This window comes from Bradyrhizobium erythrophlei, from assembly GCF_900129425.1.
GTDB lineage: Bacteria > Pseudomonadota > Alphaproteobacteria > Rhizobiales > Xanthobacteraceae > Bradyrhizobium > Bradyrhizobium erythrophlei_C.
Map to the genome: position 1 here is coordinate 4,567,127 of NZ_LT670817.1, position 13,859 is coordinate 4,580,985.

12 protein-coding genes and 2 pseudogenes are annotated in these 13,859 nt (G+C 62.7%); 7 read left to right on the forward strand and 7 right to left on the reverse strand.

Going from position 1 to position 13,859, the window contains the following annotated elements:
• Positions 1-15 precede the first annotated feature (15 nt).
• A complete protein-coding gene (locus B5527_RS44320; RefSeq protein WP_154072433.1) occupies positions 16-300 on the forward strand; it encodes a hypothetical protein in 285 nt (94 codons plus the stop codon).
• Between the two features lie 58 nt (positions 301-358).
• Here B5527_RS44320 and B5527_RS44325 read toward each other — a convergent pair.
• Positions 359-501 (reverse strand): annotated as a pseudogene (locus B5527_RS44325) (Flp family type IVb pilin).
• 266 nt (positions 502-767) lie between these two features.
• On the opposite strand from B5527_RS44325, the gene B5527_RS21780 reads away from it, so the two are divergent.
• Positions 768-3,449, forward strand: a complete 2,682-nt coding sequence (locus B5527_RS21780; protein WP_079603369.1) for a bifunctional diguanylate cyclase/phosphodiesterase — start codon at positions 768-770, stop codon at positions 3,447-3,449.
• A gap of 67 nt (positions 3,450-3,516) precedes the next feature.
• On the opposite strand, the gene B5527_RS21785 is transcribed toward B5527_RS21780, so the two are convergent.
• The 3 genes from B5527_RS21785 to B5527_RS21795 form a co-directional block, all read right to left on the reverse strand.
• The gene (locus tag B5527_RS21785) at positions 3,517-4,845 is read right to left on the reverse strand and encodes a S41 family peptidase (protein ID WP_079603370.1); all 1,329 of its coding nucleotides are present in this window, start codon (positions 4,843-4,845) and stop codon (positions 3,517-3,519) included.
• Between the two features lie 72 nt (positions 4,846-4,917).
• Positions 4,918-6,090 (reverse strand): NADH:flavin oxidoreductase/NADH oxidase, encoded by a 1,173-nt coding sequence (locus B5527_RS21790; RefSeq protein ID WP_079603371.1) that lies wholly within the window; start codon positions 6,088-6,090, stop codon positions 4,918-4,920.
• A gap of 155 nt (positions 6,091-6,245) precedes the next feature.
• Entirely contained in the window at positions 6,246-6,815 is a 570-nt protein-coding gene (locus B5527_RS21795; RefSeq protein ID WP_172842627.1) for a YbhB/YbcL family Raf kinase inhibitor-like protein, read from the reverse strand.
• 149 nt (positions 6,816-6,964) lie between these two features.
• Here B5527_RS21795 and B5527_RS21800 point away from each other — a divergent pair, with 149 nt between their 5' ends.
• The 4 genes from B5527_RS21800 to lexA all read left to right on the forward strand — a co-directional run bounded on the left by B5527_RS21800 (position 6,965) and on the right by lexA (position 11,059).
• Entirely contained in the window at positions 6,965-8,095 is a 1,131-nt protein-coding gene (locus tag B5527_RS21800) for an alpha-hydroxy acid oxidase (RefSeq protein ID WP_079603372.1), read from the forward strand.
• Positions 8,096-8,293: 198 nt separating this feature from the next.
• Positions 8,294-8,923 carry an HAD family hydrolase gene (locus B5527_RS21805; RefSeq protein ID WP_079603373.1) on the forward strand — a complete coding sequence of 210 codons (630 nt, stop codon included), beginning with the start codon at positions 8,294-8,296 and terminating at the stop codon, positions 8,921-8,923.
• Positions 8,924-8,942: 19 nt separating this feature from the next.
• Entirely contained in the window at positions 8,943-10,154 is a 1,212-nt protein-coding gene (gene glp / locus B5527_RS21810) for a gephyrin-like molybdotransferase Glp (RefSeq protein WP_079603374.1), read from the forward strand.
• A gap of 197 nt (positions 10,155-10,351) precedes the next feature.
• A complete protein-coding gene (gene lexA / locus B5527_RS21815) occupies positions 10,352-11,059 on the forward strand; it encodes a transcriptional repressor LexA (protein WP_079607422.1) in 708 nt (235 codons plus the stop codon).
• An 83-nt stretch (positions 11,060-11,142) separates the two neighbouring features.
• Here the strand turns inward: lexA and B5527_RS21820 are convergent.
• A pseudogene (locus B5527_RS21820) lies at positions 11,143-12,519 on the reverse strand (ComEC/Rec2 family competence protein); the annotation flags it as partial.
• Positions 12,520-12,682: 163 nt separating this feature from the next.
• On the opposite strand from B5527_RS21820, the gene B5527_RS21825 reads away from it, so the two are divergent.
• On the forward strand, positions 12,683-12,985 hold the full coding sequence (locus tag B5527_RS21825) for a hypothetical protein (protein WP_154072434.1): 303 nt from the start codon (positions 12,683-12,685) through the stop codon (positions 12,983-12,985).
• A 22-nt stretch (positions 12,986-13,007) separates the two neighbouring features.
• On the opposite strand, the gene B5527_RS44330 is transcribed toward B5527_RS21825, so the two are convergent.
• Both B5527_RS44330 and B5527_RS21830 read right to left on the reverse strand, forming a co-directional pair.
• Positions 13,008-13,370 carry a hypothetical protein gene (locus tag B5527_RS44330; protein WP_154072435.1) on the reverse strand — a complete coding sequence of 121 codons (363 nt, stop codon included), beginning with the start codon at positions 13,368-13,370 and terminating at the stop codon, positions 13,008-13,010.
• Positions 13,371-13,381: 11 nt separating this feature from the next.
• A complete protein-coding gene (locus B5527_RS21830) occupies positions 13,382-13,627 on the reverse strand; it encodes a hypothetical protein (RefSeq protein ID WP_154072436.1) in 246 nt (81 codons plus the stop codon).
• Between the last annotated feature and the right edge of the window lie 232 nt (positions 13,628-13,859).

Below are 13,859 nucleotides of genomic sequence, written 5' to 3' on the forward strand. Positions count from 1 at the left end.
ACCCGGAGAAACCCAATGTCGACCTTCAAGCCGACTTTCAACCTTCTTGGCGCGGTGGCCGTCCTGTCCGCAGCGACTGCAACGCCGGCGCCGGCGCAACCGGTGATCCAGGAACCCGCTTATTGTGCCTTTTTCTATCCCTATGCGAACTGCCAGAATAAGGGGCCCGGCAACCCCTACACCGATCCTAATTACCGGCGCGGCCCCAATGACGGGACGTGGTCAAGCGGTGAGACGGTCGGCATCGCCACAAAGCCACGGACACACCGCCACCACTTATCTGCGACAGGAGCGCGGTAACGACGGCGATGGATCGTTTCGCATCGCGGAGCAGCTTTTTGTCTTGGCGCGACCGCGCCTATTTCAGCGAAGTGTTGAGCTTGGTGCCGAGCCCGTTCACGATGGCAATGATGGCGAGCGAAATGCCGCGGCGATTAATCCATACTTGATCGCCGTTGCGCCGGATTCATCGGCGATAAATTGTTTGAAGCTGGTTGTCATCGACGGGGCATTCAGTTGCTTTCGCGACTGGATTTTCGCGAACAGCGCGCCATGCTGCAATCGATTTGCGTCCGCGCCGGCAGTGGAAACAGCCTCATCGTCCGGTTTGGCGGGTCGAACGGGCACACCACCTCTCGCACCAGAGCCCCGGCAACCCCTGATTAACCCAAATTCCTAACCGCGCCTCCATCTCGGCATTGTAGCTATGTGCTGGCCAGGACATGCGAAATTGTTGTGGTGCTCAGCTTTGACAGCGAACAAGACCAATGACGGCAGACGGTACGGCCTCTCTCCACATCCAAGCTTCCGTTCGCAGCGGTCCGATCCGCTGGCTGGTCGCCGGCGGCGCATTGCTGATCGCGGCAATCACGGTCGGCACCACGATCATGGCCGGCAATTTTCGCGAGCGCGCACTCCTTAGCCGCCAGCGTGAACTGGAAAACACCGTGCTGTTGCTGGCCCGCCACTTCGACCACCAGCTCGGAGATTTCACGGTCATCCAGAAGGATGTTGTCACACAGATCGAGCACGCCGGACTCACCGCGTCCGAGGTCAGCGAACAACTGGCCACCCTCGAATGGCACGAAACGCTGAGAGCCAAGGTCGGAGCATATTCCGATGTTGCTGGTGTGAATGTGTTCGATTCGGAGGGAGTCCTGATCAATTCGTCCCAGACCTGGCCGGTTCCCGACGTCAAAATCGCCGATCGAGCCTACTTTCTGGCCTTCAAATCGGGGGCTGCGACGACACCGGTTTTGATCGAACAGGTGCAGAGCCGATTTTCCGGCAGTTGGGCAACCGTCATCGCTCAGAAGGTGACTGGGCCGAAGGGTGAGTTTCTGGGAGTCGTCAACAGAGCGATCTCGCCGGGCAGTTTTGAAAATTTCTTCGCCTCCGTGGCACTTGGACAAGGTGCTGCGATTTCGATGCACCACCGCGATGGAACGCTGCTGGCGCGTTATCCTCATGTTGAAGAAATGATCGGTAGGAATTTCAAGTCCGGCCCGGCACGTCAGCAGCGGCTATTTGAACGCGATCATGACTCCACCCGCCTGACCAGTCCCGTTGACGGCCGGGACCGTTTGATTTCGGCGCGCGCATTGACCGACTTTCCGATTGTGATCGTCGCAACGACGACCGAGACAGCGGCGCTCGCCGATTGGCGGGAACAAATCAGCTTTCTGATCGCGGTGGCCGCGCTCGCGGTACTCGTCATAACCACCATGCTGTTTCTCGTCATTCGCAAATTGTCCCAGCAACACCGATTGTCGCAGCAACGGCTGACACTGGAAAAGTTGCGTCTGGACACCGCCGTCAACAATATGACGCAGGGCTTGCTTCTGTTCGATTCATCGCAGCGGCTCGTGGTCTGCAACCAGCGGTATATTGAGATGTACGGCTTGTCGGCGGCGGTTGTGAAACCAGGCTGCAGCTTTCGCGAGATCATTGCGCATCGAAAGGTCACCGGATCCCTGCTGGGTGACGACAAGGAGTTTTACGCCCGCGTCCTGCGCAGCGTCAGGCTGAAAAATTCCATGGTCATCGAGACCCCCGGCGGACGCTCAATCCAGATCGTGAACGAACCATTGGCGGACGGTGGATGGGTGGCGACCCACGAGGACATCACCGAACGCAGACGCGCCGAGGAGCGGATCACGCACCTTGCGCATTACGATGCCCTGACCGACCTGCCGAACCGCGCGTTGTTTCACGATCATCTGAAGCAGGAATTGGCCGGCATGGCGCCGGGCTGGCAATTGGCGGTGCTCTACATCGACATCGACGAATTCAAAAGCGTCAACGATTCGCTCGGTCACATGATTGGAGATGAACTGCTCAAATCGGTGGCCGCGAGCCTGGGCCGATGCGTCGGAGCGGCCGATTTCGTCGCGCGGCTCGGTGGCGACGAATTCGCCATCGTTCAGACCGCGGTCGAGACTCCGGGCGACGTCAGCGACCTCGCGACGCGAGTGCTCAATGCGATCCGTGAACCCCACGAGTGTCTCGGGCATCAGTTGACCACGGACGCCAGCATTGGCATTGCGCTGGCGCCCGAGCACGGTACCGACCTCGATCAAATTCTGAAGAATGCGGATCTGGCGATGTATGCTGCGAAATCCGCCGGCCGCCGCACCTTTCGTTTCTTCGAGCCGGAGATGGATGCCCAGGTACAAGCCCGCCGCAAACTGGAAATCGATCTGCGCCAGGCGATTGCGGACGGAGGTCTGGAGGTTTACTACCAGCCCTGCGTCAGTCTGCAGGATAACAGGATCACCGGCTGCGAAGCGCTGGTGCGCTGGCGGCATTCCGAACGCGGCATGGTCTCGCCTGCCGAGTTTATTCCGATTGCGGAAGAGACCGGCCTGATCAACCAGCTTGGCGAATGGGTGCTGGCGACGGCCTGTGCGGCGGCTACGACATGGCCTGACGACATCAGGCTCGCGGTCAACGTTTCGCCGGTTCAGTTCCGAAGCGGCACCCTGGCATTGAAGATCGTTGCAGCGCTGGCGGCGTCCGGCCTTTCGGCGAGCCGACTGGAACTGGAGATCACCGAGGCCGTCCTGATTAGCGATGACGACGCCGCGCTTGCGATTCTGCATCAGCTTCGCGCGATCGGGGTGCGGATCGCGCTCGACGATTTCGGCACCGGCTATTCCTCGCTGAGCTACCTGCAGCGCTTTCCGTTCGACAAGATCAAGATCGACCGCTGCTTCGTCGAGGATATCGCGGAGTCGGAAGGGTCATCCTGCATCGTGCAGGCGGTGGTGAATATCGCCACCGCACGCCAGATGACGACGACGGCGGAGGGCGTTGAGACGCAACAGCAACGCGAGCTGCTTCGCGCGCTCGGCTGCGCCGAAATGCAGGGCTATCTGTTCAGTCCGGCAAAGCCGGCAGCCGAGATCGGGCGATTGATGTCCTCGCACCACGCAACAGCCGCGGCCTGAGCCTTCAGCGGATCGGGGCGGTTTCTGGCCGCCCCGATTGAATCGCCTACGCGAGGAAATATGCAGATTAGTTCGGAACCGTCGTCTTGGGAGATGACGGCACACCCGCATTGACCGTGACGCCGCGCAGCAGGTTGTAGGCCGCGGCGAGCGCCTTGTCGTCCTTCTCGGCCGGCGGAACGTAGGATTGCGAACCCGTCTGCTCCGTGCCTTCGGCGGAGAGATGGCCGCGCATGGACGCCTCTCCCTTAATCTCGGAGCGGGACTTCAACTCGTCAGGCACATCCTGCAGCACCTCTATGTCCGGCGTGATGCCCTGCGCCTGGATCGAATGGCCCGACGGCGTAAAATACCGCGCCGTGGTGAGCGCCAGCGCGCCGTTGCCGGTACCGAGCGGGATGATGGTCTGCACCGAGCCCTTGCCGAACGAGCGGGTCCCGATCAGGGTCGCGCGCTTGTGATCGTGCAACGCGCCGGCCACGATCTCGGATGCGGACGCCGATCCGCCGTTGATCAGCACCACAAGCGGCTTGCCCTTGATGAGATCGCCGCCCCGCGCGGTAAAGCGTTGGGTTTCCTCAGGGGTGCGGCCCCGCGTCGAGACCACCTCGCCTCGTGCCATAAACGCGGATGACACCGAGACCGCCTGATCGAGCAGTCCACCGGGGTTGTTGCGCAGATCGACGACGTAGCCGGCGAGTTTCTCCGCCGGAATCTGTTTCGAAATGTCGCTGATCGCTTTTCGCAGTCCGTCCGTGGTCTGTTCGTTGAACGAAGAGATCCGGATATAACCGATATCGCCACCCTCGGTGTGGTAGCGAACCGGACGCACCCGAATGATCTCACGCACAAGTGAAAACTCGTTCGGCAGTTCGGCGCCGTTACGTATGATTTTCAGCCGGGTCTTGGTATCGACCGGCCCCTTCATCTTGTTCACGGCCTGCTCCAGGGTAAGCCCCTGGACCGCGTCGTCATCGATGCGGCTGATCAGGTCTCCCGACAAAATACCGGCCTTCGCGGCGGGCGTGTCATCCATCGGTGTGACCACCTTGACCAGGCCGTCCTCCATCGTGACCTCGAGACCGAGCCCGCCGAACTCGCCGTGGGTCGTCTCCTGCATATCCTTCCAGGCGCTGTCGTTCATGTAGCGCGAGTGCGGATCGAGTGAGGTGACCATGCCGGTGATCGCGCCCTCAATCAGCTTGGTGTCGTCGGGCTTTTCGACGTAGTCGCTCCTCACCCGCTCGAACACTTCGCCAAACAGATTAAGCTGCGAATAGGCGTCGGCACTGGCCTTGGCCGCCCCGACCCATTGCGCGCCCTGCGGCGCGGTAACGAGAAGCGTTAGGCACACACCTGACGCGGCGCCGAGGAAAAACAGGGAATTCTTGCGCATTATTTGCGAACCTTCTCGTTACCGGTTGTTGCCCGCCACAGATCGTACAAACTTGGTCTCTGGGAACGATCCTCACAATACCTTTCTGGTTTCATTGAGGCCGTTTTGCCAGGTTGAGGGCTGGGTGCCGAAACCGCGCTTGGCGCGGGTACCGAGCCAATAGCCAAACTGCGGCGGTACGTTCCGGAACGGACCCTCGATGCCTAATTTCAGTGCAGCGTCCATCGGCCAGTTCGGGTTGTTAAGGATTTCGCGTCCGACCGCGATCAGATCGGCCTGCTTGTCGCGCAGGATCTGCTCGGCCTGATCACCATGAATGATCAGGCCGACCGCCATGGTCATGATGTCGGCTTGGCGGCGGACATATTCGGATAACGGCACTTGGTAGCTGTATTTGATGTCCCTGCCCAGGATCGGCGCCATTTCCGTGATGCCGCCGGAGGAGCAGTCGATAACGTCGACGCCCTTCGCTTTAAGAATTTTCGCCAGCCGCGCGCTCTGTTCGGGTCCCCACCCGGCGTTGTCTTCCACTGACAACCGGACGAACAGCGGCTTGTCCTCGGGCCAGTGCGCGCGCACCGCTTCGGCGATCTCGATGATGAAGCGCATCCGGTTTAATTCGGAACCGCCGTATTCGTCGCTGCGCTGGTTGGAGCGTTCCGACAGGAACTGATGCACGAGATAGCCGTGTGCGCCGTGAAGCTCCAGCACATCAAAACCCGCCTGCTGGGCACGCCGTGCCCCCTGCCCCCAGGCCTGCACGATGTCTTTTACTTCGCCGCGCTCCAGCGCCTTCGGCACCGGCCATTTCTCGCTGTGGGCGACCGCGCTCGGCGCCACCGGCGTCCAGGCGTCCCAGTCATCGATTTCGGGCGTGCGCTGCAGCGGCCCGTCGCCTTCCCACGGGCGGGCGGCGCGAGCCTTGCGGCCGGAATGGCCGAGCTGGATGCCGGCGACCGCGTTCTGTTGCTTGATGAATTTCACCAGCCGGCTCAGCGGCTCGACGAATGCGTCGTCCCAGATTCCAAGATCGCCCACGGTACCGCAGCCGCGCCGCTCGACTTTGGTCGACTCGACGACGACGAGGCCGGCGCCGCCGGCCGCGAATTTTCCGGCATTCATCAGATGCCAGTCGGTCGGAAATCCCTTTACCGCGGAATACTGATGCATCGGTGGCACCACGATGCGGTTGCGCAACTCGACGCCCCGGATGGACAGCGGTGAAAACAGCAACATCCCGGACATCCATCTTCCTCGTGCCGCGGCGGTCATCGTTATCGCGGCAGGGAAGATATACGCGCTCCACCGCTGCGGCAAAGCGGGAATCCAGGAAGTTTCATGTCCAATTTGTAATCAGGCGCGTTTCAACGCGCTCGATACGGGCCGACGACAACGAACATTCAGTGACCGAACAGACCGGTCAATGTCGCCTTCGCCAGGGTATGAAAGTGCAGATCGAAGCCGACGGATGCCGCCGACGCCTTGTCATTTATCGCAATCGGCAGCTTGTCGACATCGACCGCGAAAACCGTGATCTGGTAATGATGCGGCTTGTCGCCGGCCGGCGGACAGGGGCCACCATACCCCGGGGTGCCGAAATCGGTCCGACTCTGGATGGCGCCTTTGGGCATCAGCTTCCTTTTCTTCAAATTCCCGGCATCCTTGGGCAGCGATGTCGTACTTGCGGGAATGTTGAACACCACCCAGTGCCACCAGCCGCTGCCGGTCGGCGCATCCGGATCAAGCATGTTGATGGCAAAACTCTTGGTGCCCGCGGGCGCGCCGCTCCAGCTCAGCGCCGGAGAGATGTTGCCGCCGGAGCAGCCGAAACCTGTGAGCACCTGCTCGTTGGCAATGGTGCCGCCCTCCTTGATGTCGGGGCTGGTCAGGGTCAGGCTTTGTGCGTTCACCGAGCCCGCGCCCAACGCGATTACAGCAAGCACGGCGATCCAGCCCACAAGTCTCGTCATGGCAATTCCTCCCCCTGCGATGGACCGGGGCTTCTTTGCTCTGTTCCGGCCGATACCAGCCATAGCAATTTTTGGGATGGCGTGGAAGCTCGGGAAGCGATAGGCGAAAAGACCAAGACGAAGCAGTCAAGCACTCCCGGGAGGACACGATGAACGAGGCGACCCGCATCCCACCGGCGGCCGTTGAACTCGGCGCCAGCGGCGAACAGTTCCAGAACCTGCACGAGTTCGTCCGCAAGGCGCGCGCCAACCTCAATCAGAACGCCTGGGACTATATCGTCGGCGCCGCCGAGACCGAGACCACGATGCGCCGCAACCGAATGGCGCTTGACGAGCTTGCGTTCCGGCCGCGCGTGCTGCGCAATGTCGCCAAGGTCGACCCATCGGTCGAGGTGTTCGGCCGCAAACTGCGCCTGCCGGTGATGATCGCGCCGGTCGGCGCGCTCGAGATCTTCGATCCCGGCGGCGGCGCGAGCGTCGCGCGTGGCGCCGGTACGTTCGGCGCCGCCCATATGCTGAGTTCGGTTTCCGAGCCCGGCCTGGAGAAGACCGCCGAAGCCGCACCCGACGCGTTGCGCATCTATCAGCTCTATGTCCGCGGCGACGACGCCTTCGTCGAGGATTGCGTCAGCCGCGCCGTTGCCAACGGATATGCCGCGTTCTGCCTGACGGTGGACACCGCGCATTACAGTCGGCGCGAACGCGATATCGCCAAGCGTTATGTCCGCGAAAGCCGCATCCGCGCCACTGGCGGCGATTTCCAAAAGGGACTGGAGTGGCGCACCGTAAAGCTGATCAAGGACAAGTACAAAATACCGCTGGTCATCAAGGGCATCGCCACCGCCGAGGACACAGCGATCGCGCTCGATCACGGGGTCGACTGGATCTACGTGTCCAACCACGGCGGCCGTCAGCTCGACCACGGCCGCGGCGCCATGCATGTGCTGCCCGAGATCGTCAACGCCGTTGCGGGCCGCGCCAAGATCATGGTCGACGGCTCGTTCTGCCGCGGCACCGACATCGTCAAGGCGATCGCCTCCGGCGCCGATCTCGTCGGCATCGGGCGCCTGCATTGCTGGGCGCTCGCAGCTGGCGGCGAAGCCGGAATCGTGCGGATGCTGGAGCTGCTGGAAGACGAGGTGGCGCGGTGCCTGGGCCTGCTCGGCGTCACAAAATTCGCTGAACTCGACAAATCCTATCTGCACCCGGCGACGCCGACCAACCTGCCGCATGTGTTCAGCGCGTTTCCGTTGCTGGACATCGAGCCGTACCGGTATTGAGAGCGAGGCGAAGGTGCTCAGCCTCGATGTGCCATCGATGCTGTGGCCACACCGACGAGATCATCGAATGAGGCGGCCGCAGGTTGTCTGCTCACAATTTTCCGGCCGAACGCGACGTCGGGGCTGGGTCCAAGGGTTGCGTCAGACAGGACGTGGTCACAGCGTGGCCCCTGCACCCAATTTTCGTAGACGACTGCCATGACCCTGCCCCCGCTCTCTCCGGGCGCCGCCAATGCGCTGTTGTTCGACCTCGGCGGCGTGGTGCTCGATGTCGATATCAACAAGACGCTCGCATGTTGGGCCGCTCACGCCGGCTGCGAGCCGGCCGATCTGGTCGGGCGATTTGGGCGCGATGAGATCTATCGGCTCCACGAGCAGGGCAAGATCAGCGACGCCGAATTCTTTGAAGGCCTGCGCCAAATGCTGGGCATACGGCTATCGGATCCCCAATTCCTGGAAGGATGGAACGCGATCTTCGCCGGTGAAATGCCCGGCATCGCCGCGCTGCTCGCACGCGCCGCAAAGCGCCTGCCGCTTTACGCCTTTTCCAACACCAACGCGGCCCACGTGGAACATTTCTCGCGGGCCTACGCCAATGTGCTCGGTCATTTCCGTGAAATCTTTCTGTCCTCATCGATCGGACTTCGGAAACCCGACGCGGGAGCCTATGATCACGTGGTGAAAGCGGTCGGCGTGCCGGCTCACCGTATCGTGTTCTTCGACGATCTCGCCGAGAACATCGAAGGCGCACGGGCCCGGGGCTTGATGGCGGTCCACGTGACATCACCTGATGACGTGGCCGACGCGCTCGCCGCGCTCGGGATCTAGAAGTTTTGGGAGTGTTGCTGTGGCCTTGATGCCGGTTGCCGACGCGTTATCTGCCATCCTCGCGGGTGCCGAACCGCTGCCTGAGGAGACGGTCGCACTCGACGCAGCTTACCACCGCGTGCTCGCGCGTGACGTCGCAGCCTTGCGGACCCAGCCGCCACAGGCGATGTCGGCGATGGACGGCTATGCGGTGCGGTCGGCCGACGGCCCTGACGTCGGTGTGCGCCTCAAGGTGATCGGCGAGGTCGCGGCCGGCCGCCCGTTCGAAAAGACCGTCGGTGAGGGCGAAGCGGTGCGGATTTTCACCGGTGGGGTGATCCCTGCCGGCGCCGACGCCGTCATCATCCAGGAAGATACCGCGGTGGACGGCAACACCATCACCATTACGGAGGCAGCGAGGGCGGGACGGCATATCCGCCCTGCCGGCATCGATTTCCGCCAGGGCGACGTGCTGCTGGCACGCGGAGCCCGCCTCGCCGACCGCGACCTCTCGCTGGCCGCCGGCATGAATTATCCCGAACTTTCAGTGCGCCGGCGGCCGAAGGTCGCCATCCTCGCCACCGGCGACGAACTGGTCATGCCGGGCTCGACCCCCGGCCCCGGCCAGATCGTCTATTCCAATGGTTACGCGCTGCGGGCGCTGGCGCGGGCCGAAGGCGCCGAGACCATCGATCTCGGCATCGCCGCCGACACCGTCGAGGCGACCAAACAAGGCATCCGCCGTGCCCGCGACAGCGGCGCCGACATCCTTATCACGACGGGCGGGGCGTCGGTCGGCGACCACGATCTCGTCAAGCAGTCGCTGGAAGCCGAAGGCGTGGCGATGGCGTTCTGGCGGATCGCGATGCGGCCGGGCAAGCCTATGATGCACGGAAGGCTCGGCGCGATGCGGGTGATCGGCCTGCCCGGCAATCCCGTATCGTCCTATGTCTGCGGGTTCCTGTTTTTGGTGCCGCTGATTCGCAGCCTGTCGGGGCGCGCCGACATCCACCACATCGCCGAGACCGCACTGTTCGGGCGCAATGTCGGCGCCAACGATCTGCGCGAAGACTATCTGCGGGCCCGGCTCGAAGTGCGCGCCGACGGCGCCCTGATCGCCACGCCGGTCGATCATCAGGATAGTTCGCTGCTTGGAAATCTCGCTGCGGCACGGGGGCTTGTGATCCGTGCACCGTTTGCGCCGGCAGCCCTCGCCGGCTCGCCTTGCGAGATCCTTCGGCTTCCGACCTGAACCCTCGGGCGGCATTCGCCGCCGAAACCTGATCCCGTTGACGAGAAATTAATTGGTTGCGGAACACATATGGAACATATAGTGTCCGTTCATGATTTGTTTCGAGTAAATACGTCTACAAATGGAGTCTTGTGAAGCGAGAGCTTCGGACTCCAAGGTCTCGGAATCAAACGATGTCAACCTGGGGAACGCTCGAGATGCTCACGCGCAAACAATATGAACTCCTGCGATTCATCAGCGAGCGCCTGAAGGAGTCAGGCGTTCCGCCCTCGTTCGATGAAATGAAAGACGCGCTGGATCTGCGCTCGAAGTCCGGCATCCACCGCCTCATCACCGCGCTGGAAGAGCGCGGCTTTATCCGCCGCCTGCCCAATCGCGCCCGCGCCATTGAAGTTATCAAGCTCCCCGAACTTTCAGGCGGCGGCAACGGCAATGGCCGCCGCGGCTTCACGCCCAGCGTCATCGAAGGCACGCTCGGCAAGGTCCGCGCTTCCAGCGCCGCTTCCGAGGACGATGGCAACCGTCCGGTCGCCGTGCCTGTGATGGGCCGTATCGCCGCCGGCACGCCGATCGAGGCGTTGCAGACGCGCAGCCACACCATCAGCGTGCCGCCGGACATGCTCGGCTCCGGCGAGCATTACGCACTCGAGGTGCGCGGTGATTCCATGGTGGATGCCGGTATCCTTGACGGTGACATGGCGCTGATCCAGCGCAACGAGACCGCCGAGACCGGCGATATCGTGGTGGCGCTGATCGACGAGGAGGAAGCGACCCTAAAGCGCTTCCGCCGCCGCGGCGCCTCGATCGCGCTGGAACCCGCCAACACCTCCTATGAAGTCCGCATCCTGCCGCCGAACCGGGTCAAGATTCAGGGCAAGCTGATCGGGCTATACCGGAAGTATTGATCGGGCTTATCTCCTGTTGTTCCGGGGGCACGCCGAAGCACTATAATGAACGCATGAACCCGGAATGACGGCGCGAAATCATTTCACTCGTCCGCTTGCAGGTCGAATTCTGCCGGTGTTGCGTCCACGGAACGCGGGACTGCGGTGCGAGGCACGAGGCTTGTTTCATCCTCGGTATCGCCGCCAACTGCAGGCGACCACGGCCGGTCGACGCCTTTTGGCCTGATCGCGTCGATAGCAAATCCGGCCCGGGTTCGGTGCAGCGCCAGCCCGCCCTGCCGTCGCAGACGATCCTGATCGATCACCGGCGATGGGCAATTCGGCGGCGCCTGCCTTGTTGTGACCACCAGCGTCGCGCGCTCGCAATCATCCGTCAGCGCCTCAGATTTGAGCGCCAGAGCGACGAACCCGCCGCCGGCCATCTGGACCACGCAACCCGCATCATCGCACGAGACGGCCTCTGTCAGCGAGGAATCGCCGGGTTGCCGGTCGTCGGCATCGGCGGCGAGCCACTCCTTCAGCAGGAACGCATCCTTGGCGGTACGCATCAGATGTAACCGCCCGTCCCGGCCACGGACACCGACATTGTGACCGTCGCCGGAGATCAGGATATCCGGCTGCGGCACCGCCAGCGCCCAGATCACGGACAGCAGCAGCACTGCCGCGCCGGACCAGCGCAGCGGCGTCCGTAACAGTCCCAGCAGAACGATCCCGACGCTCGCCGCGATCAGCGGACCGATCCCGAATGCCGCCATCCGGCCGATGGCGCCGGGCAAGCCCGCGACCCACTGCGTGACGGCGATCATCCAGTCGATGCCCCAACCCATCGCCCGCCAGAACACGCCGTCGAAGCCAAAGGGCATTGCAACCAGGCCGAGCAGCCCTGCCGGCATCACCACGGCCGAGACCACGGGCATCGCCGCCAGATTGGCAAGCACGCCGTACGGCGTCACGCGATGGAAGTGAAAGGCGGCATAGGGCGTGGTCGCGAGCCCCGCCACCAACGACGCCAGGGTCAGCGTCATAAGCTCCCGTCCGCCCCACAACGCCACCCGCGCGGTCGCCGAGTTATCGGGCGAGGCAAACAGGCGCGGCATGCCGACCTGCACCAGGGCCACCAGTCCGAGCGTGGCCGCAAACGACATCTGCAAACTCGGATGCACCAGCGCTTCAGGCGCGAGCACCAGCACGATCATGGCAGCGACCGCCAGCGTCCGGAGCGTCACGGCGCGGCGGTCGACGATCACGGCGATCAAGACCACCGCCGTCATGAAAAACGAGCGTTGCGTGGCGACTTCGGCACCCGACAGCAGCAGATAGAACGCCGCGGCGGCGAGGGCCGCGGCAGCAGACCATTTCTTGATCGGAAAGCCAACCGTCAGCGCCGGCACCAGCGCCAGCCAAGCGCGGACCGCGAAGAACACCACTCCGGCGACAACCGCCATGTGATAGCCTGATACGTGTCAACGGAAATTAATCAGCAGCGATATCAGCTAATTGACTGCTGATTGCTTCCCCTTTTAGATGCATGGGAAGCATTAGGGATTGGGCTATAAGTCCCGCGCGCGCCGCAGATCGGCTAAACTACTGCTGGTTGATGTTGATTCGAGAAAGGATCTGACGATGAGCCCGACCTATTTCGCATTCCACATGGCGCGCCTAGACGATGATTTGAAAGCCGCTCGGCTGGCCGGCAACGTCCCGCAGCAGCAAGGATTGCTCGCCCAACGGATGCTATTGCTCCGGGCGATGTACGGCCAGCGATTGGCCTGGAGGGCTTCCCCAGGAAGCCCGCTGGTGCGTCCTGCCGCTGCGGGCTCCCGAGTGCCGGTCGATCGGCGCCAGCGCATGGGCGAATCCCCGAGCCCGGCCCGGCAGACGGAAAAGGCCGCCCGGGGTGAAGCGGGCGGCCAGATAGCTGGATAGCCCCGCACGAATGCGGATCGTCTCAAAGGCCGCCAAGCCGCTTAATCGCCTCTTCTATCTCCCCCGTGATGAAACGCGAGTGCGCTGCGCAGTCGCGGAGGTCCTGCAACCATGACTCTCGGATGGTATAATGCAATTCTGATGGATCAAAGCCGTGACGACCGAAGGTCACCTTACCAACGAGGGTCACACCTCGAGAAATTGCAGTGAACCGCGCCCGGAGTGGGTTGTTGCCCTTGTGGTTAGGTTTCCGGTCGTGGCCGGGCTGGCGGTCCGGTTGCGACGCTGCCCGTTCTTCGGGTGTCCCGTTTTTCGACGCTCGGGGCCGGCGGGAATAGACGCGGCGGGATGCGTCGTAAGGGAATTTGAAAATGGTTGCTGTCATCGGTGCCTCCCTCAAACCGTGAGCCAGCGCGTGCCAACCAGCACACGGCGCGGCCTGTTGGTGGCGCCCGTACGAAAGCGCTCGACCTCGCCGGCTATGACGACCCTTGCTTCCTCCAGCGTTAGGCCGATCCGGATCAGGTATCGAACAAAACGGAGGAGCGCGAGATCCACATCCTCAAACGGGCTGGGAGAGTCACCGGTGAGGGTTTGGCTTTCGGGCTGTCCGATAGCGGGTTGCAGGGGGAACGAATCCACGGAGTCCGCGCGGGGCGGAAACATAGGTCTTTCGAGTGTCATGGTTGGGCTCACTGGTTTGGCTTTCTAGGGCCTTGCGCGGTGTCAGACCGAGCAGCCGGGGGCTAGAAACCTGCCAGTGAGACAGGCAGAGCGTTTTTAAGGGTTGCCCCTCTGGACAGCGCGCTCACCCCCGGCCAATATGGCAGGGTTCGGAGCCGAGCCGCCAAGCTCGTCCGTTGTCAGCGGATAC